This window comes from Tautonia rosea (genome assembly GCF_012958305.1).
Lineage (GTDB): Bacteria > Planctomycetota > Planctomycetia > Isosphaerales > Isosphaeraceae > Tautonia > Tautonia rosea.
The window spans coordinates 163,428-181,116 of sequence record NZ_JABBYO010000003.1; the positions used below are offsets into that span (position 1 = coordinate 163,428).

A 17,689-nucleotide genomic window follows, 5' to 3' on the forward strand; every position below is an offset into this window, starting at 1 on the left:
AGGATTGCGTTAGAACTTGCTTGGTGGTCAGGTTAATCTGTCTGGAGAACGACGTACAGCGCTTCGGCAGGGAGATCGACATTCAAGGATCCGTCACTGGTGGTCACGTCGAGTGAGCGGACAGGAACCCCGTTGGGATCAAGGACGACGGCCGAGGTCAGTTGCGGATTTTGTACGCGGATGGAGCCCTTCGTCCGAGCAATGGCCCAGGGCATCCGGCCGGTCTCAACGATCTCGAACCCGTCGATTTCGCGCTGGCCGTCGTCGATGGACAAGGTGGTGGGGTGGGTCGTCCACCCGGTCGGCAATGCCTCGGTTCCAAGCTGGACAAGGATCGATCGGCTGGTCGCCAGCGGTTGATCGTCGAGCGAGACGGCAAGCACGGCGCCGTACGAATTCTGTGAGGAAATCGTCACATCTCGAAAGGTAAACGTTCCCACTCGATCGAGGAAGCCGACCACACCCTGGGCCTTCGGTGCATTCAGGCCGCAAAGCCCCTGACCGAAGTTGACCACCACCTCTCCGGTAACACTTCCCACGCGCTGTAGATCGCGATGGATCAAGGCGTCGAGGTCGGCCACCTCCGACCGGCTCGGGTCGGAATTGTACGAGACGACGACCGGTCCGGCAAGGAAGGCGAGGGGATCGACTGCGTCCGGCCCGGTCTGCTCAACCCGTCGGGCCGAGTCACCGAGATCACGGTTCGGATCGTAGCTCGGGTCCTCGGCGATGATCGGCGGCTCGCGTTGCCAAAGTTCGTCGAGGGTTCGGTGCTCGATTATGACCGGTTCTCCTTCGGTCACGTAGCCGAGCCGATAGATCAAGGCTGCGGCCGGGAATTGCCCGAGGACCATTGGCGTGGCGATTTCCCATTTCTTGCGGGAGGCGGCGTTCCACTCGGCGCGGTCTACAAGGGACCATTCCGTCTCGCCGGTCGAGAACCAGATGAAGCCGTCGATCCCGGTCAGGGCCGAATAAACGCTGGCCAAAACGGGAGCCTCGGCCTGATAGGTCAGCGGAGGAACCCATTTCGTTTCGGTGAGCATGGTCGGGAATCCGGCCACCTGCTTGATGTTTGTCGGTAGACTTCTCGGGTCGAGCAGGGCGGAGCGATTGGCAAAGCGGTCGCCGGCATTGATCCGCCAGCCGCGATCGGGACCGAGATGTACCGGGCTGTAATACCGGTTGACGGCAATGATATCGTTCGCTGTGTAGGACCAACGTTCGACATCTTCGAGGCGGATCGGGTCGGCCGTCTTCCAGTTGCCTGCGTTGATCAGTTGGCGGCAGCCGAGCTCGTCTCGGAGATAGCGAGCGATCTCCTGGTTGAAGGCGTACATCGTCTCGCCGAAGAACTGGAGCTGGTCGTCGAGCCGGGCCTTGCGGCCTCCGCTGCGGGACTGGGTCCACTCCCAAACGATGTGAATCCCGACGATTCCTCGGTCGAAGTCATCGTCGCGCATCCGGTCTCCATCCCAGGCTCGAATCGCAGAATCAAGTAATCCATACTTGTTGACAAGCCAGTTCCCAAACTGCTTGCCGAGCAATTCGAGCTGGCGTCCCTTGACGTTCTGCATGGTCCAGAAGAGCATCGAGTCCTCGTTCTGGAGCTGGATGACCGCAAGGGCCGGGTCTTCGGCCAGGGGGATGCCAGTATAGGGGTTGGGGGTGGCAAGCAGTTTGCGAAGCCAGGATTTGTACGATTGCTGAAGTGTCGGATTAAAGAAGAGAAGTCCCTGCGGGCTCTGGTCCTCGGGCCAGCCTTCGATCCCGAAGCGGGCGGGAACTTGCTTGAAATTCGCAGCCCAGTAGGGGCTGAGGGTTGTGTAGATCCCCGAGTCCTTCATGCCCGCAACCAGTTTCCAGGCCTGGTCGAGTGCTTCGGGGTCGGGGTCAGTGAGACTGGCCTCAGGATGCTCCTCAGGCTTCGGTTCGAGGTGGCCGTGGTATCGGACCATGTTCACCCCTCGCTTGGCAAGAAAGCGGGCGTGATGTTTCAGGGCCTCCAGCTCCCCCTGACGCTGGACATAGGTGGTGACGGCCCAGAATCGGACAGGCGAACCATCGCCAAGGAGAAACCCGTTGCCGTCGTCGGTCCGCCGGACGAACCCGTTTTGCCCGGCGATCTCCTCGTTCAACGAGCGGAGGTCGAGCAGGGCATCCTCGCGGAACGTGTCAGGCTCCGGTCGGAAGGGCCAGGTCCCCGCGCCGCCGAAGACAGTCAGGTTCGAGGCGCCGGGACGATCGAGGCCCCGGGGAACAAACGCCTCGGTCGTGAGCACGAACGCATCAATTGCCCCGTGATGATGCAAATTGCTTCGGGTACGAAAAGACAGTACGTGCCGACCGGCGCTGAGTTCCAGGTCGTCCAGCCGGGTCCAGGCGACGAAGCGCAGGTCGGGTTTCTCGTCGTCCGCGAGGTAGACCTGCTGGTCGGCCTGACAGAAGTCGACTGGTTGCCAGTCGCCCTCATCGAGTCGGTAATCCAGTGCTGCCTGAACGGGATTGGCGCGGAGCCAGAAGGCATATCGACCCGCCTGGGGAATGTCCAGGTCGTATTCAGCGGTGCCGGGCCGGTCGTCAGAGAAATGGGAGAGCCAGTCGCCTGAGGAGAGTTCCTCGGACTTGACCCTGTCATACCACTGAGGGTGGCGGATCATGTCCGATCGGCTTGGCCGCTCTGCTTCCACCCAGAGCGTCTGCCCTTGATCTTCTGCGGAGAGCGGCTGATCGTGTCCGATGAGCGAGGCAAGCACCAACAGGGGTACGTAGCGTCTTGCGAGGGTAAGCATCATCAAGGTACTCGGGCTCGGAGACCGTCTTGTGAGGAATTGTCCAAGAAGTCTTCCAGCAGGAATTCAACCAGATGGGCGTATTCGGGTCGGAACCGATGCTTAAATCATTTTTTCAGGGAGCGTGATCGTATCTCTTGTTCAGGAATCGCGGTCGATTCGGGTCCGGCTGCGTGGGTGAAGGGATCGCCGTCCTTCGAGATCGGGGGGCGATTGCGTGTTGCGAAGTGACTCAGAGTGAATCACCAGGACCGGACCGGAGCCTCTGGGGAGACCCGGTCCGGCGGTTGGGTGCCTTTGCAATCAGCCCTTCGGCTCGTACTTCGCCCCGGAGAGGGATTCGAGCAGGCTCTTGGTCGCAAGGATGCCTTCCAGCTCGGAGAGGCGGCCGCCCTCGTATTCGATGCCCACGTAGCCGTTGTAGCCGGCGTCGGTCACGATCTTCATGATCCGCGGGTAGTCGAGGAAGATCTCATGCCCCTGGTCGTCGAAGTCGAAGGACTTGGCCGAGACCCCTTTCGCAAAGGGCATCAGGCGGGCGATGGCGTCGTAGATGTCGATAGAGTAGTCGTGCTCTTCACGAGGCCCCTTGGTGGGGAAGTTGCCAAAGTCGGGCAGGGTGCCGAAGTTGTCCATGCCCACCCCCTTGATCAGCGCGATCAGGGCGTCGGGATCGCTCGACGGGCCGCCGTGGTTTTCGCAGATGATATTCAGGCCGACCGACTTCGCGTACTCCGCCAAAGCCGAGCAGCCATCGACGGCGTCGGCAACCTCGGTCGCGCTGTAATTGTCGCCGGTGTTGACCCGGATCGAGTGGCAGTCGAGCGCCTTGGCGGCATCGACCCACTTCTTGTGGTTCTCGACCGCCTGGTTGCGCTGGGCGGGGTCCTTGTGGCTGAGGCTGCCTTCGCCGTCGATCATGATGAGCAGGCACTCCACCCCCTGATCGTCGGCGCGCTGCTTCAACTCCTTGAGGTAAGCCTCGTCGCGGGCCTTGTCCTTGAAGAACTGATTGACGAACTCGACCCCCTCGATCCCGAACCCTTCCCGGGCATCCCTGGGGAAGCCGAGGTTGGCCTTGGCCGTGTCGCCACTGGCGAAGTAGCGCTTGTGAAGCGACCACTGGGCCAGCGAGATCTTGAACTCGCCGATCGGCCCGGCGTCGGGGGTTCCGGTCGAATCTTGAGCGAAGGCCTGGCCCGGACGGAGGCCCAGTCCGAGGCCGAACGCGGCTCCGCCGACAAGGGCGCCTCGAAGCACGTCGCGGCGAGAACGAACGCGAGAATTCATCGGAAAAAGACTCCGGAACAGGGCAGGGCGAAGGAGTGATGGGGTGCCCGAGATGTTGCGATGAAGCCGGGCATTCCGTTGAGTCTAGGGTGGGGGGATCGGGCGGTCAATGAGCCGGAGCGGAGCGGGGATGACGTGACATGGCGTTGGCTTCGCGGTCTAATCAAGAACCAGCGTCGGCCTGAGGGGTCGGCGGACGTGTTCAACCCCCCTTTTGTGTTCCTTTGACTCGGAGATCGAGCCCGTGATCGTTTCGACCACCGTGGCCCTGGCCACCCTCGTGTTCATCGCCCCGACCGACGAGAGCCAACTCAACACCCCTCCCGAAGGGTTCATCGCCCTGTTCAACGGCACCGATCTGACCCACTGGAAATCGGACAACGATGCCGCCGAACACTGGACCGTCAAGGATGGCATCCTGCACTACGACGGCAAGGGGAACAGTCTTGTGACCGCGAAGGATTACGGTGACATCGAGCTGTACGTCGATTGGAAGATCGGCCCGAAGGCCGATTCGGGTATCTATCTGCGCGGCAAGCCTCAGGTCCAGATCTGGGATGAACCGGAGATCGGCTCCGGTGGTCTGTTCAACAACAAGGTCGGGGAGAGCAAGCCGCTGGTCGTTGCCGACAAACCGATTGGTGAATGGAACACGTTTCATATCATCATGAAGGGTGAAAAGGTCACGGTCTTCCTCAACGGTGAGAAGGTCGTCGACGACGTCGCTCTCGAAAACTGGCCCAACTACGACGGTCCGATTCCGGCCAAGGGAACGGTGGAGCTGCAACACCACGGCAATCCGTTGGAGTTCCGGAACATCTACCTCAAAGAACTGGACTGAATCCCCTCGGAGCGGCCGAAGCCTGGCTCGGCCGCTCACTGTTTCTTGGAATCGAACCTCCTGGATTTTGCGATGCAATACCGGACCTTTGGTCGAACTGGTTGGTCGGTCTCCGAGATCGGCTACGGCATGTGGGGCATGGCCGGCTGGGTGGACTCGAACGATGACGAGTCGATGGCCAGCCTTCATCGGTCGGTCGAGCTGGGGTGCACCTTCTTCGACACCGCATGGGGCTATGGCGAGGGACACAGCGAGCGATTGCTCGGTCGCCTGGTCAAGGCCCATCCTGATCGCCGCCTTTATGTCGCTACCAAGATCCCGCCGAAGAACTTCACCTGGCCCTCGCGCCGAGGGTTCACGCTCGACGACTGCTTCCCGCCCGATCACATCCGCGCGTATGCCGAGAAAAGCCTGGCGAACCTCGACCTTCCGCGCATCGACCTGCTCCAGTTTCACGTCTGGGAGGATGCCTGGGCGACCGACGACCGCTGGCAGCGCGCCATGGACGACCTGAAGCGCGAAGGGCTGGTTGAGGCCGTCGGCGTCAGCGTCAACCGCTGGGAGCCGACCAACGGCGTCGAGGCCATCAAGACCGGCCTGGTTGACGCCGTTCAGGTCATCTACAACATCTTCGACCAGGCACCCGAGGATGAGCTGTTCCCCCTTTGCCGCGAGCGCAACATCGGCGTCATCGCCCGCGTCCCGTTTGACGAGGGGACGCTCACCGGCAATCTCTCCTACGATTCCACCTGGCCCGAAGGGGACTGGCGGAATACCTACTTCGTGCCCGAAAACCTCCGCACCAGCGTCGATCGGGCCGAGGCGCTCCGCCCGCTCGTTCCCGAAGGCATGACCATGCCGGAACTCGCCCTGCGCTGGATTCTGGCCGAGCCGACGGTGTCGACGATCATCCCCGGCATGCGCAAGTTGCGGCACGTCGAGGCGAACATCGCCACGAGCGACGGTGTCCCTCTGGAACCGAAACTCCATCAATCGCTTCGCGCCCACCGATGGGATCGGACGCCCACCTCCTGGTCTCAATGAGCATTGTGACGCGACATCGTGACCGGCTGGCACTGCTGGCACTCCTGGCCTTCACCTTCGGGGTGCGGGCCTGGAACGTCGATCAGCCGATTGTCGAGAACTACGTCGGCCGTCAGATCCCCACGGCGATGGTCGCGCGGAACATTGAGCGCGGGTCGGGGTTCCTCCGTCCCCAGCTCGAAACGGGACCCTTCCCGAACCTCTTCCTGGTCGAACCGCCGATCTATGCAAGCCTCGTTGCCGAAGTGACTCGGGTGACGGGGTGGCCGATCGGCGTGTCGGGTCGCCTCGTCTCTGCCCTGGCGACGACCCTCGGAGCCTGGGGCCTCTACGGTCTGACTCGACGTCGGGAAGGAGTCGGGGTCGCCCTGCTCGCCGTGGGTGCCTTTGCGATGATGCCGGTCATGATCCGCTACGGTCGGGCCGTGCAGCCCGACGCCCTGATGCTCGGCACGCAACTGGCCGCCCTGCGCTGCTGGGATGCCTTCGCCCACGAGGATCAAGGGCGGCGAGGCTGGATCCTCGGTGGTTGGCTCCTGCTGGCAACGAGCCTGGCGGTGAAGGTGACCTCGGCGTTCGTCTTCATGCCGCTCATCGCGATTCTCGGCCCCAAATCACGCAGGGCGATCGGGCTGGCGATCCTGGCTCTGGCGCCCGCCATTCTTTGGTATGTTCATGCGTCTGTATTGCTGGCAGAAGGGAAAGGTTCGCGGGCCTCGCTCGACAACCGGCGCATCTGGCTCGACGCACTCGTGCCGACGGTGCTGTTTGATCCGGAAACCTACCGGCCCGCGGCACGGTATCTGCTGATCCGATCGTTCACGCCCATCGGACTGGTGCTGGCGATGGTGGGAGTCTTCAAGGTCCGGCCGATCGACCGCCTTTGGTGGATTTGGGGAGCCTCCGCTCTGCTCGCCCTGGTGCTCTTGGCGGGGAAATGGCATCACGAATACTATTGGATGGTGCTGGCACCCGTGTTGAGCGTCGGGATCGCTCGGAGTCTCCTGGCATTGGCCCGCGCACAGGGCGGCCGTCGATGGGCGGCCGTCTTCGGGGCGGTGTTCGTTGGGATGGCGGCGATCGGCTCCTCCTCAACCTGGCGAACCCCGGCCGAGTGGCAAGCGCTGGACGAGGCGGCCGAGGAAATTCGCCGGGTGGTCCCGGCCGATCGGTGGCTCGTGGCTCCGGAGGCACTGCTCTACGCCTCCGATCGCCGAGGCTGCCGCCTGGAAACGACCCCTCGATCTGCCCAGCGGGCAGCAGGAGAGTGGGGCGGGCGGCTGGGAATGCCCGACGATCCGCTGGCCTTGGTCGAGTTCTACCGGAGCCGGGGGGCCGCCTTCCTGGCTGATCTTGTCCCTGAGGATGCCGACGGCTCCGAGCCCCGTCTCGCCTTGCTTCGCCGTCTGGCCCGCGAACAATACCACGTCCTGATCGATCGGCCCGATGTGTTCGTGGTCGAGCTTGTGCCGAAGCCCGGCCTCGATGGAGCCTCTGATGGCCACTGAGAACGACCAAGTGGTGACTCCTCCGCTACTTTCCCGATGGAAGCGGGAGGGTCGGAAGATTACCTCGCTGACCGCCGCCGACTTCACGATGGCTCGCTTGCTCGACGGGGCGGGGATCGACGTCCTGCTCGTGGGAGACTCGCTCGGCACGGTGGTTCAGGGACATCCGACGACGTTGAAAGTCACGCTTGATCAGATGATTTACCATACCGAGATGGTTGCCCGAGCCGCGAAGCGCGCCCTGGTCGTGGCCGACCTGCCGTTCGGCTCGTACCACGAATCCCGTCGTCAGGCGGTCCGGTCGGCCTGCCGGCTGTTGAAAGAAACCGATTGCCAGGCTGTGAAGCTTGAGGGGGGCCTACGGATGGCCCGGACCATCCGAGCCCTCGTTGAGTCCGACGTGCCGGTCATGGGCCACATTGGCCTGACGCCGCAATCGATCCGCCATCTGGGCCGTTACAAGGTCCAGCGCGACGCCGAGGTCTTGCTGGCTGATGCCAACGCCGTGGCCGAGGCCGGGGCGTTCGCGCTGGTCATCGAATGCGTTCCGTCAGAGATCGCGGCAACGATTTCGCAAGCCTTAACGATTCCAACGATCGGCATTGGTGCAGGGCCGTCGTGCGATGGCCAGGTGCTGGTCACGCACGATGTTCTCGGGCTGTTTGAAGGCTTCCGCCCCAAATTTGTCCGCCGCTATGCTGAGCTGGCGACGACTGTCCGAGAGGCGGCGACGCGATACGCAAACGACGTTCAATCCTCGGCCTTTCCCTCCGATGAGGAAGGCTTCCGATGACGAGCGATCCGAGCCGAGCGGATCATTGACCGACCCGTGTGTCCCGGATAGGGTCGGTGCCTGGTCTTGCCTTCTCGACCCCGGGCCTAGAATGGAATCGTTCCCGAGCCTTTGGAGAGGGGAGCGGAGATGCCCCGTTCGACGACGCCTGCCTTGAACATCACCCGGATCGACACCAGCGCTGACGACGCCCGAGAGGCCATCGCCTCTCTCCGAGCGCAGTTGAGCCCAAGGGGAGACGTGGTCAGCCCCCGCGGTCGAGAACTGACCATTGCCGTTTTCGGCGAACCGCTGAATCCCCAACAGGTCGTTGATCGCATTTGCGCCGACGTCCGCGAGCACGGGATTGATGCGGTGCTCGACTACACGGCCAAACTGGATCGCAAACCGCTCGACCGCTCGTCCGTCACCGTTTCTTCCGAAGAAATGGCCGATGCCTATCAGAAGGCCGACCGCGAGTACCTGCGTACCGTCCGCCGGGTTCGGGACAACATCCTGGCCTTTCAATCAGGCATCCTCCTGAGAGACGCCGTGATGACGCCGTCTCCCGGGGTCGAGCTGACTCTCCGCTATCGGCCGATGCGACGGGTCGGCGTCTGCGTGCCGGGAGGTGCGGCGGCCTATCCGTCGTCGCTGCTGATGACCGTCGTCCCTGCGCAGGCCGCGGGGGTCGAGGAGATCGCCGTCGTTGTCCCTCCGACGGAGTTCGGCGGCTACAACACCGACCTCCTCGCGGCTTGTCACCTGTTGGGCGTGACGGAAGTCCACCGAATCGGCGGCGCCCAGGCGGTGGCGGCCCTGGCTTACGGTGTCGAGGGAATTCCACAGGTCGACAAGATTGTCGGCCCCGGTAATTTGTTTGTCGCCCTCGCCAAGCAAAAGGTCTACGGCGAGGTCGATATCGACAGCATCGCCGGACCGAGCGAGGTGGTCCTGATCGCCGATTGGACGGCCAATCCCGCCTTCGTTGCCGCCGACCTGATCAGCCAGGCCGAGCACTCGCCGGGCGCGAGCATCTTGATAACCTGGGAAGCCGATCTCATCGACCGCGTGGTTGAGGCGCTCGAAGATCAGCTCTCACGGCTCAGCCGGGGCGATCTGGCGCGGGACAGCCTCGAACAGTTCGGCTCCTTGATCCTCGTCCGAGACGAGGAGGAGGCGATCGACCTTACAAACCTCATCGCCCCGGAACACCTGCACGTTTCCACGAGTGATGCCCACCGCATGGCTGATCGTCTGACCGATGCCGGAGCTATCTTCCTCGGCCACCTTACTCCCGTCGCGGTGGGTGATTACGCCGCCGGCCCCTCGCACGTCCTCCCGACCGGCGGCACGGCTCGATGGGCCTCGGGCCTGGCGTCCAACGATTTCCTGAAGCGGACGAGTCTCATTCACGTCGATCGTCGAGGCCTGGAACGACTCGCCCCTGATGTTCGACTGCTTGCCGACAAGGAAGGACTCACCGCCCACCGCTACAGCGTCGACGTTCGTCTGAGTGATGAGAATCCCGAAGCTCCGTGACCACCTTTCCGTGGGTGTCGTGTCCTTCGATCAACCCTTTTGTCCGCTGTTGTGGTGCGGGAGCGGCCGGTGAGTCCACTTCTCCGTCTCGAAACCGAGACCGGAATCCGGGTATCATCTCCTCGTCAAACGCGAGATCGAGTACGGCAACCTTCCTGAGACGATCGCGTCCGACCGAATTCCTCCCTCCTTCCTTGGTTCGATCGACCCCCCATGACCGCCACCATCCGACCCGCCCGACCCGACGACTGTGAGACGATTGTCGAATTGATTCGGGAACTGGCCGACTACGAGCAGTTGCTTGAACATGCCAAGGCAACCCCCGAGGATGTTCAACGCGGTCTGTTCGGGCATCGCCCCTTTGCCGAAGCCCTGATCGCCGAGTGGGATGGGCATCCGGTCGGCCTGGCCTTGTTTTTCCACACCTTCTCGACGTTCCGAGGGCAAGCGGGCGTGTATCTGGAAGACCTGTTCGTTCGGCCGAGCCATCGCGGGAGGGGGATCGGCAAGGCCTTGCTCTCCTCGCTCGCAAGGCTGGCCGTCGACCGAGGGTGTGGCCGCCTGGAGTGGTCAGTCCTGAACTGGAACGAGCCGGCCATCGGGTTCTATCAGGCGATGGGAGCCCGACCGATGGATGAGTGGACCGTCTACCGGATCGACGACGAACCGTTGCGGCGGCTCGCTTCGCACACGACAACCCCTTCCGTCGTCTGATCTGACTCGACTTCACTTGACATGATCTGTGTTCTCGACCTCGGACCCGTACGTCTCGACCTTAAAGGACCCCTCCCGTGCTGCCGCACATCGACCGGATGGCCGGCTACATTCCCGGAGAGCAGCCGCGCGATCCGGGCGGCATCATCAAGCTGAACACGAATGAGAATCCCTACCCACCCTCTCCCCGGGTGGCCGAGGCGATTCAGACGGGCCTCGCCGACGGTCGTTTGCGGCTCTATCCCGACCCGTCCGGAACTGCCTTTCGCCAGGCGGTGGCCCGGCGTCACGGGGTCACTCCCGACATGGTCCTGGCCGGCAACGGATCCGACGATTGCCTGACGATCCTGACCCGAGCGTTTGTCGGACCGGGCGATCCGCTAGCTTACCCGACTCCCAGCTACATCCTCTATCGCACCCTGGCCGAGATCCAGAATGCCCAGCCGGTCGAGGTCCCGTTCCTGCCCGATTGGACCCTCCCGGCCGACGCCTTTTCCTCCACCGGCGCCCCGCTCGCCTTCCTGGCGAACCCCAACAGCCCCTCCGGCACGATGCGACCCCCCTCCGAGGTTGCCGCGATTGCCCGCCAGTTTTCGGGCACCCTGGTTGTTGACGAGGCCTATGCCGACTTCGCCGACGAGGATTGTATCGGTCTCGTTTCGGAACTGCCCAACGTGATCGTCTCCCGGACCTTGAGCAAGGGCCTGAGTCTCGCCGGTTTGCGGATTGGCTACCTGATCGCCCGGCCCGAGGTGATTGAAGGATTAAACAAGGTCAAGGATTCGTATAACTGCGATGCCCTCAGCTTGCTCGGAGGGACCGCGGCAATCGACGATGCGGAGTACACCCGGTCGATCAGGAGCCGTGTCGTCACCACTCGCCGTCGCTTGACCGAAGCCGTCCGGGCACTCGGTTACTCGGTTCCCGAGAGCCAGGCCAACTTCGTCTGGTGCGAGGGTGGACCACCGGCCGAAGAGATGTACGAATCCTTGAAAGCGCAAAAGATTCTCGTCCGACTGATGCGTTATTCCGGTCACCAACCCGGTCTGCGAGTGACCGTCGGGACGGACGAGCAGATCGACCGCTTTCTGGAAGTCATCGGCACAATTCTCGGAAAGCGTTCCCGCTGAACATCAATTAATAGGAATTGTCGCTGATCACCTCGCCATCAGCCCGATGGCCGAGGTAACGGAATACCGATCGATCGATGGTGTCCTTGACGAACCGGACCGATCCATCGCCGAAGGCAAAATTTGCTCCCCCGGGGTGGTTGCTCCCGAATCCGCCGACGAGGAACGCAGCGGGCGGAATGTTCTCCGGGAGATCGAGTTCCGCTGGCTCCTCGATCGGATCGAGACCCTCGTCATCCAGTCCATCCGGGTTCATGCCCACGGGGAAACGAGCTGACCAGTTCGGCGGAGTCCCTGTATTGCGCAGAGTCGCCCGCGTACCCGAGGCCCATCCGAGTGTGGGGACCCCGGTGCCTCGAAATTCACCGAAGAAGATCGTGTTCGAGAGACCGTCGGGAATTCCCTGATGGCTGATGGCACTATTTAAAAAAAATGCTCCGTGGTTCGTCTCGTCGATCGGCGCTTCGACATCATGATGGCACCCGGCATAGCTGGACTGTCCCAATGGGGAGGGGCCGCCGGAGCCAATTCGCCCATCGGAGGGACACAGGAAGATGCGTTTCTCAATCGCTCGGATCGTGTCGTTGGCTGGAGCATAAAGGCCAGTCTCAAAATTCAGCTTGGCAAAGGCATTCCGCTCCTCAATGAATGGGAGAATTTGCGTGGCCCACCCATAATGCTTGCCGATTGGGAGATTCGGGATCGGTCCCGAACCCGGATCGTCGAGCACACCGGGGGGAAACACCTCGTGCGACGATGCATAATTCTGCGAGGCCAAGATGATCTGCATCAGGTTATTGGTGCACTGCACCCGCCGGGCCGCCTCCCGGGCGGATTGAACCGCGGGCAGCAAGAGCGCGATCAAAACCCCGATGATCGCGATCACGACCAGCAACTCGATGAGCGTAAACGCATGTCTCTGAACCAATCGCATGTTCACTCTTGTGTTCCTTTGTTCAAGATGGAATGCGTGATTCTGAAGGTCTTGCTGCGGCGGACCCGGTCATCGGGTGGGCCATCGGACGGGTAATCCGCTCGGACGTGAACGCGACTCGAATCACCCTCACCCTCCGCGACGGTTTGGACCGAGAGAACCACGGTGGCTGGTCGACGTCCCAACGACTCGGCCGGAATCGTCCAGATCTCCCCGTTGTAGCTCGGGTCGGTTGTGATTCGGGCAACTGCACGTTCGAGCCCCGCCTCAACGAGCCAGTCAGCCTGACAGCCCCGCTCGATCAGGCGGAGTTGATCAGCCCGGGCCTTACTCACTCGCAACAGACCCACGAGGACCACACCGATCACACTCAGGCACACCAGAGCGATCAGGGCGGCTCCTCCTCGACGGCGATCTGCCTGAGCCTTCATGAGTTGTCCTCCTCGAAGCGATGGTCGCGACCAAGAGTCGATTCGATCCGAACGGACCTCCGATCCCCTTCAATCGTCCCCGGAACCTCGAGCACCAACGAAATCACAGGGAACACATCCGAGTCCTCTCGCTCCCAGCGAACGACTGTTCCAGGACGGAGACGATACCGTTCACGCCGCTCGGGCTCGTCAGGCCAAAGCGCTTTACGGATCAACGAACGTTCCTGCCTTCGATAGGTCGTCTTCCGATCGCCAGGTCCGATCAGGACGATCTGATCAGGATCGTCTTCTTCCACTTCTACGCGTGTCGCCGCATGAACATCCGCTCGGAAGTCCGAGGCAAGGGTTCCCTCGGTCATGGTTGCGGCCAGGTCATCACGGCCGAGTCGTTCGAGACGGAACATCAGGGCGGTCAGGCTCGCCGTGGTTCCGAACAGAACGGAGATCACGGTCATCGCGGCGAGAACCTCGATGAGCGACGCCACGCCCGATCGTTGACCCCTGCGACGGTTCAGCCGGGAGATCATGGTGCGGGCTCCCCAGAGGATGAGTCCTTGGACTCCTTGTTTCGCACGATCCAGGTACTCAGTCGGACGGCGGAGGCAGGTACACCGGGGCGGTCTTGATAGCGAAGGGTCACAGTGATGTGTTGCATTGTCACGCCGCCCTGCGCTTCATCGACCCGATCGACCAAGATCGTCCCATCGGGAAGTGCCTGTTCTCCTTCCGAAGAAAGGACAAGGGGAACATTCGGATTGGCACCGGATCGGACCAGACGATCCAGCAGGTGTTCGGTTTCCCGGATCGCCATCGCGCGGCGGTCGAGCGACTGACGCTCCCGAGCGATCCACGAAACAGCTTGCAGCGTGGTGGTCATGGCCACCATCAATAACACCACGGCAACCGTTGCCTCGATGAGGGTAAACCCCCTCCGATGACACCCCAATTGGTGACACACAGGTGACGCGGTCCGACCGTTGAAAAAATCATGCGTCATGAACCCATCGCCTGAATGATGGTCACGAGGGGAAGAAAATAGGTGAGCACGAATACGACAACAGGAATCGCAAGCGCGATTACAGCGACGGGATAAAGCAACTGACACCAGACCATGACACGGTATCCAAACCGACGGTCGAGTCCGTTTGCCTGATGCTCAAGGCACCACGCAAGATTCCCCGCCCGCGAGGCCGCATCGAGAACCGCGCCGTCACTCGGCCTGATCAACCCTGTCGACATCAGCGATTGTGTCCACGGCTGGCCTCGAGCGACACGAGCCGCCGCCCATCGGAGGCGTCGTTGCACTGATCGACTCGGATAAGCCTGGGCGATCCGCTCCAGGGCCTCCGGCATCGGTCGGTTCAGCGCCACTTCGCCAGCAAGGGTTCGTAGCACAGTCGCCCCGTGCCGCTTCATCAAGAGCCGATCGACCGGAGCGAAGCCCCAATCCAAGGGATCAAACGCAACGACAGCCAGGAACGGCAAGGCGGCCAGTTGCAGGAGAAACATGCCCGCAACCATCGGTCCGAAGGCAGGATGCCGGGTCAGGCCGAAGGTCCACTGGGTGATCGGCGGGAGTTCGACACCAAAATCCAACGAGATGGCTTCAAGTTTCGGACCGACCCATCCCATCATGAAAAGAACTACGACCTGGATCATCAAAAGCGTCCAGATCAAGTAGGTCAACCTTGATCCGATCAGTGCCTGGAATGGTTGCCACTCCGAACGGCGGAGACTCAAGGCCCGAAGTGCTTGCCCGAGCACCGGGCCATCCCATCCCATGCGCAGATACACCAAACCCGATTTTGGGAACGATCCTGGAATACGAGCAAAGGCCTCAGACATGGGCACGCCTTGCTCCATGAGTGAGGCAACTGCCTGGGATCGCCGACGCAAGGAACCTCCGCAGAGTGCGCCGCAGGCCTCGATGCCGGGTTCGAGAGGTAAGCCACGCTCAACGGCATACGAGACGACCCGGAGCATCGGTTCCGCTCGAATCGATCGGCCCCGGACAAGCATGGCGATTCCCCCTACCATGCCCGCCAGAACGGCCACGATCACGAGGAGAATCACGATCCCCAGGCCTGCCGGGATGGCAAGCCGAACCACGACCGCAACGACCACGATGAGGATCATCGCGTCTCGTAACGTCATTGTCCGTGATTGAGGAAGAGGTCGTCCCGGTTCGTCCGTCGGGATAAGCCCTGGCGGAAGTCGCTTCGCCTCTTGAGATCCTGGGTTCGAAAATCTGCTCATCTGTGCAAATCACCACAACGCGCTAAATGGTCCGCCTGTCAATGCCGAAAGCAATTTCAACGACGGGAGGTAGAGGCCGAGCACGATGAGAATCACACCGATCAGGACAAAGCCCACGACTGCCGCCGAGAGAAACACGCCCAGGAGCGTGGTCTGCGACCGGGCTCGTGCCAGGTAGATGTCTGAGGCGAGTCGGAGCGCGTCGGGGAGGACCTGATGAGTCTCGGCCCAGGTGAGCAACCGGTCGAAGCCGGTTGGGAACAGTCGGTATTGGCGAGCGGCGTCGAGGAGCGATCGGCCTTGCTCAACCTCATGTGATGCGCCAAGACATGCTGACATCAGATCAGGATCGCAGACCCCCCGCGCCGCTAGGAGAAGTGCCTCGGGCATGGTCAGTCGCCCTTCGAGGAGAATCGCCAACAGCCCCGAGAACTCGGACATTGCAGCGTTCCTCCAGATTCTCCCAAACAGAGGAATGCCGTTGGCAATTCGCTTTCCGCCGCGAAGGCCGGCCCCTTGCGCGAATCGCCAGACCAGCAGGATCATCAAGAGCGTTCCCATGGGAAGCGCCCATCCTACCGAATTAATCCATCGAGAAAGTTGAATAAGTGTTTCGGTCAGGGCAGGGAGTCGAACGCCAAAGTCTTCGTAAACCGCCACAAGATCCAGGGTGACGAATCGGGCAATCACCTGGAAAACGATGGCGAAGGCGCAGAGAAGGATCGTGGGATAGGCCAATCGGATGAGAAGATGCCGGGCCAATTCGTGATGGATCCGTTCGAATCGAATCGCCTCCAGAAGGAGTTCCTGCGGGCGGCCGGAGCGCTCTGCGGCAATCACGATCCCTGGGAGATGAGCCGGCATGTGATCACGTTCGGCCGTGACCGCTTCTCCGAGCGATGCACCTTGATCGATGCGCTCGGCCAATCGAGAAAGGCTGCGTTGGACGCGGGCCGACTCGGATTCATCGGCCAGAGCTCGCAGTCCTTCTGGCAAGGCAATCCCCGCCCCGACCAACCCGCTCACGGCCTCAGCAAGTTCGGCCGCCTCGCGTCCGCTCAACGGTTTGCGCGTTGCGGGAGAGTCGGGATCGAGGGGATCGGAGCGGGGGTCAGTCATGCATCGTGTCCGAAAGGGACGTCTTGATTCAGGCCAGCGAGGGCGGCCGTACGACAAAGACTCGGAAGTGATGATCTCTGGATTTGGAGCTCGCTTGCGAGTCCGGAGCGAAGGAACTGGCTTCGAATGATCAAAGGCTCTGCTCCGCGTTCCGACGCAAGCAAGGGCGAGAATTGCGTGCTGGAGCTATGCATGTCTCCGTTTCCCGAGCTGATAATGCGGCCACACAAGAACCGCATTACTGGACGGTTTCCAGGAGTTCCGTGAACGGTACGAATAACGTCAACCCGTAAAGGAGAACCGCGGTTCCTCCAATCCCGATAAGTAAAAATGTGGGAATGATGAGACGTTGGAGTTCAACTCGCGAGGCCGCTCGCTCTCGATAGTTCCGGGAGGCACTACGGAGGGCCTGGGACAGATCTACCTGGATCGATCCCGAACAGATCAACCAACGCAGCATTGGTGGAAACGTTTGAGAGATCTCCGGAGAGAATGCATTCTGCAATCGCTCGCCGCGTTGAATGGAATCGGCCAGCAGGTTGCTTGCCTCCCGCATCTTCGAATCCCCAATCACCCGGGATGAGAGGCGCAGCGCGTCGGGCATCGGAACTCGGTTCTCAAGAAGAAGCGCGAGGAGTTCTGCAAATAATCCGCTTCGGGTCAGTGCGACCACCGTTCCGACCGCGGGAAAGAGGAGTCCTGGCACTCGGTCGCCCCTCGGCTCCAGCACCGACACCCGACCAGATCGCATCCACATCGTGGCGAACATGGCGAGGATTGCAATGCCGATCGGTCCCCAAATCCAGGCCCATTTGCCGATCTTGCTGAGCAATGAAATGGCGGTCGACGAAGCTCCAAGCGATTGAAATTCCGGTGCCAGCCGAGGCGCCAGGACTGTCACAAAGACGATAAACATCCCATAGGCCAGAACCACGAGAATCGCAGGATAGAGCAGGGCAATGGAGAGTGTTCGCCGCAACTCGATCTGAGTTCGAACGAACATGGTCAAACCTTCCAGTGCTGCCGTTAACCGGCCCGAGCGTACTCCTGCTTCGATGATGGCTCGGTAGAGGTCGGGCAACGGGCGGGATTCCTCTGCCATCGCCTCGGACAAAGAACACCCTTCGGCCTCCATCCGATGGCCAATTGCACTCGCAACCCGGCCGAGTCGTCCCTTCCAGTCACCACCCAATCCGATCAGCCCCCGCTCGATCGGCAATCCGGCGCGGACGATCGCCACGATTTCCTCGTTCAGCGCGATCAGTTCCTCAAGCGAAAGCCGATCTACCTCGCCCCTGCTCGACATCGTCGGCAGT

The 17,689-nt window shown here is 61.7% G+C and carries 16 protein-coding genes; 7 read left to right on the plus strand and 9 right to left on the minus strand.

Going from position 1 to position 17,689, the window contains the following annotated elements; all coding sequences use genetic code 11:
* Nucleotides 1-32: 32 nt before the first annotated feature.
* Together HG800_RS06020 and HG800_RS06025 are read right to left on the minus strand one after the other, a co-directional pair.
* The gene (locus HG800_RS06020) at nucleotides 33-2,795 is read right to left on the minus strand and encodes a hypothetical protein (protein WP_169974824.1); all 2,763 of its coding nucleotides are present in this window, start codon (nucleotides 2,793-2,795) and stop codon (nucleotides 33-35) included.
* 300 nt (nucleotides 2,796-3,095) lie between these two features.
* On the minus strand, nucleotides 3,096-4,082 hold the full coding sequence (locus HG800_RS06025) for a sugar phosphate isomerase/epimerase family protein (RefSeq protein ID WP_169974826.1): 987 nt from the start codon (nucleotides 4,080-4,082) through the stop codon (nucleotides 3,096-3,098).
* Nucleotides 4,083-4,326: 244 nt separating this feature from the next.
* Between HG800_RS06025 and HG800_RS06030 the strand changes: the two genes are divergently transcribed.
* From HG800_RS06030 to hisC, 7 genes are all read left to right on the plus strand, one after another.
* Nucleotides 4,327-4,923 (plus strand): 3-keto-disaccharide hydrolase, encoded by a 597-nt coding sequence (locus HG800_RS06030; RefSeq protein WP_169974828.1) that lies wholly within the window; start codon nucleotides 4,327-4,329, stop codon nucleotides 4,921-4,923.
* Between the two features lie 72 nt (nucleotides 4,924-4,995).
* Nucleotides 4,996-5,967 carry an aldo/keto reductase gene (locus HG800_RS06035; protein ID WP_169974830.1) on the plus strand — a complete coding sequence of 324 codons (972 nt, stop codon included), beginning with the start codon at nucleotides 4,996-4,998 and terminating at the stop codon, nucleotides 5,965-5,967.
* A gap of 5 nt (nucleotides 5,968-5,972) precedes the next feature.
* Nucleotides 5,973-7,475, plus strand: coding sequence for an ArnT family glycosyltransferase (locus tag HG800_RS06040; RefSeq protein WP_169974831.1), 1,503 nt, complete (start codon nucleotides 5,973-5,975; stop codon nucleotides 7,473-7,475).
* The gene (panB, locus tag HG800_RS06045; protein ID WP_169974833.1) at nucleotides 7,465-8,268 is read left to right on the plus strand and encodes a 3-methyl-2-oxobutanoate hydroxymethyltransferase; all 804 of its coding nucleotides are present in this window, start codon (nucleotides 7,465-7,467) and stop codon (nucleotides 8,266-8,268) included. The genes HG800_RS06040 and panB overlap by 11 nt, the downstream gene beginning before the upstream one ends.
* A 129-nt stretch (nucleotides 8,269-8,397) precedes the next feature.
* Nucleotides 8,398-9,789, plus strand: coding sequence for a histidinol dehydrogenase (hisD, locus tag HG800_RS06050; RefSeq protein ID WP_169974835.1), 1,392 nt, complete (start codon nucleotides 8,398-8,400; stop codon nucleotides 9,787-9,789).
* Nucleotides 9,790-10,002: 213 nt separating this feature from the next.
* Nucleotides 10,003-10,503: a GNAT family N-acetyltransferase gene (locus HG800_RS06055; protein ID WP_169974837.1), complete on the plus strand. Its 501-nt coding sequence runs from the start codon at nucleotides 10,003-10,005 to the stop codon at nucleotides 10,501-10,503.
* A gap of 77 nt (nucleotides 10,504-10,580) precedes the next feature.
* The gene (gene hisC, locus HG800_RS06060; protein WP_315851981.1) at nucleotides 10,581-11,633 is read left to right on the plus strand and encodes a histidinol-phosphate transaminase; all 1,053 of its coding nucleotides are present in this window, start codon (nucleotides 10,581-10,583) and stop codon (nucleotides 11,631-11,633) included.
* A 7-nt stretch (nucleotides 11,634-11,640) separates the two neighbouring features.
* On the opposite strand, the gene HG800_RS06065 is transcribed toward hisC, so the two are convergent.
* The 7 genes from HG800_RS06065 to HG800_RS06095 form a co-directional block, all read right to left on the minus strand.
* Nucleotides 11,641-12,567 (minus strand): DUF1559 domain-containing protein, encoded by a 927-nt coding sequence (locus tag HG800_RS06065; protein ID WP_169974838.1) that lies wholly within the window; start codon nucleotides 12,565-12,567, stop codon nucleotides 11,641-11,643.
* A 2-nt stretch (nucleotides 12,568-12,569) separates the two neighbouring features.
* Nucleotides 12,570-12,998: a hypothetical protein gene (locus tag HG800_RS06070; protein WP_169974840.1), complete on the minus strand. Its 429-nt coding sequence runs from the start codon at nucleotides 12,996-12,998 to the stop codon at nucleotides 12,570-12,572.
* Nucleotides 12,995-13,525 (minus strand): hypothetical protein, encoded by a 531-nt coding sequence (locus HG800_RS06075; protein ID WP_169974842.1) that lies wholly within the window; start codon nucleotides 13,523-13,525, stop codon nucleotides 12,995-12,997. Before HG800_RS06075 ends, HG800_RS06070 begins: the two co-directional genes overlap by 4 nt.
* Nucleotides 13,522-13,995, minus strand: a complete 474-nt coding sequence (locus HG800_RS06080) for a type IV pilus modification PilV family protein (protein WP_169974843.1) — start codon at nucleotides 13,993-13,995, stop codon at nucleotides 13,522-13,524. The genes HG800_RS06075 and HG800_RS06080 overlap by 4 nt, the downstream gene beginning before the upstream one ends.
* Complete coding sequence (locus tag HG800_RS06085) at nucleotides 13,992-15,134, minus strand: type II secretion system F family protein (protein WP_169974845.1); 1,143 nt, start codon at nucleotides 15,132-15,134, stop codon at nucleotides 13,992-13,994. Before HG800_RS06085 ends, HG800_RS06080 begins: the two co-directional genes overlap by 4 nt.
* 129 nt (nucleotides 15,135-15,263) lie before the next feature.
* Complete coding sequence (locus tag HG800_RS06090; RefSeq protein WP_169974848.1) at nucleotides 15,264-16,373, minus strand: type II secretion system F family protein; 1,110 nt, start codon at nucleotides 16,371-16,373, stop codon at nucleotides 15,264-15,266.
* Between the two features lie 238 nt (nucleotides 16,374-16,611).
* On the minus strand, nucleotides 16,612-17,679 hold the full coding sequence (locus tag HG800_RS06095) for a type II secretion system F family protein (RefSeq protein ID WP_169974850.1): 1,068 nt from the start codon (nucleotides 17,677-17,679) through the stop codon (nucleotides 16,612-16,614).
* Nucleotides 17,680-17,689: the final 10 nt, after the last annotated feature.

Excerpts from the sequence above, each read along its gene's own strand:
- hisD (WP_169974835.1), top strand. The coding sequence starts at position 8,398 with ATGCCCCGTTCGACGACGCCTGCCTTGAACATCACCCGGATCGACACC.
- HG800_RS06065 (WP_169974838.1), bottom strand. The coding sequence starts at position 12,567 with ATGCGATTGGTTCAGAGACATGCGTTTACGCTCATCGAGTTGCTGGTC.
- HG800_RS06075 (WP_169974842.1), bottom strand. The coding sequence starts at position 13,525 with ATGATCTCCCGGCTGAACCGTCGCAGGGGTCAACGATCGGGCGTGGCG.
- HG800_RS06055 (WP_169974837.1), top strand. The coding sequence starts at position 10,003 with ATGACCGCCACCATCCGACCCGCCCGACCCGACGACTGTGAGACGATT.
- HG800_RS06080 (WP_169974843.1), bottom strand. The coding sequence starts at position 13,995 with ATGACGCATGATTTTTTCAACGGTCGGACCGCGTCACCTGTGTGTCAC.
- HG800_RS06035 (WP_169974830.1), top strand. The coding sequence starts at position 4,996 with ATGCAATACCGGACCTTTGGTCGAACTGGTTGGTCGGTCTCCGAGATC.
- HG800_RS06095 (WP_169974850.1), bottom strand. The coding sequence starts at position 17,679 with ATGTCGAGCAGGGGCGAGGTAGATCGGCTTTCGCTTGAGGAACTGATC.
- HG800_RS06090 (WP_169974848.1), bottom strand. The coding sequence starts at position 16,373 with ATGACTGACCCCCGCTCCGATCCCCTCGATCCCGACTCTCCCGCAACG.
- HG800_RS06025 (WP_169974826.1), bottom strand. The coding sequence starts at position 4,082 with ATGAATTCTCGCGTTCGTTCTCGCCGCGACGTGCTTCGAGGCGCCCTT.
- HG800_RS06085 (WP_169974845.1), bottom strand. The coding sequence starts at position 15,134 with ATGATCCTCATCGTGGTCGTTGCGGTCGTGGTTCGGCTTGCCATCCCG.
- HG800_RS06020 (WP_169974824.1), bottom strand. The coding sequence starts at position 2,795 with ATGATGCTTACCCTCGCAAGACGCTACGTACCCCTGTTGGTGCTTGCC.
- HG800_RS06070 (WP_169974840.1), bottom strand. The coding sequence starts at position 12,998 with ATGAAGGCTCAGGCAGATCGCCGTCGAGGAGGAGCCGCCCTGATCGCT.
- panB (WP_169974833.1), top strand. The coding sequence starts at position 7,465 with ATGGCCACTGAGAACGACCAAGTGGTGACTCCTCCGCTACTTTCCCGA.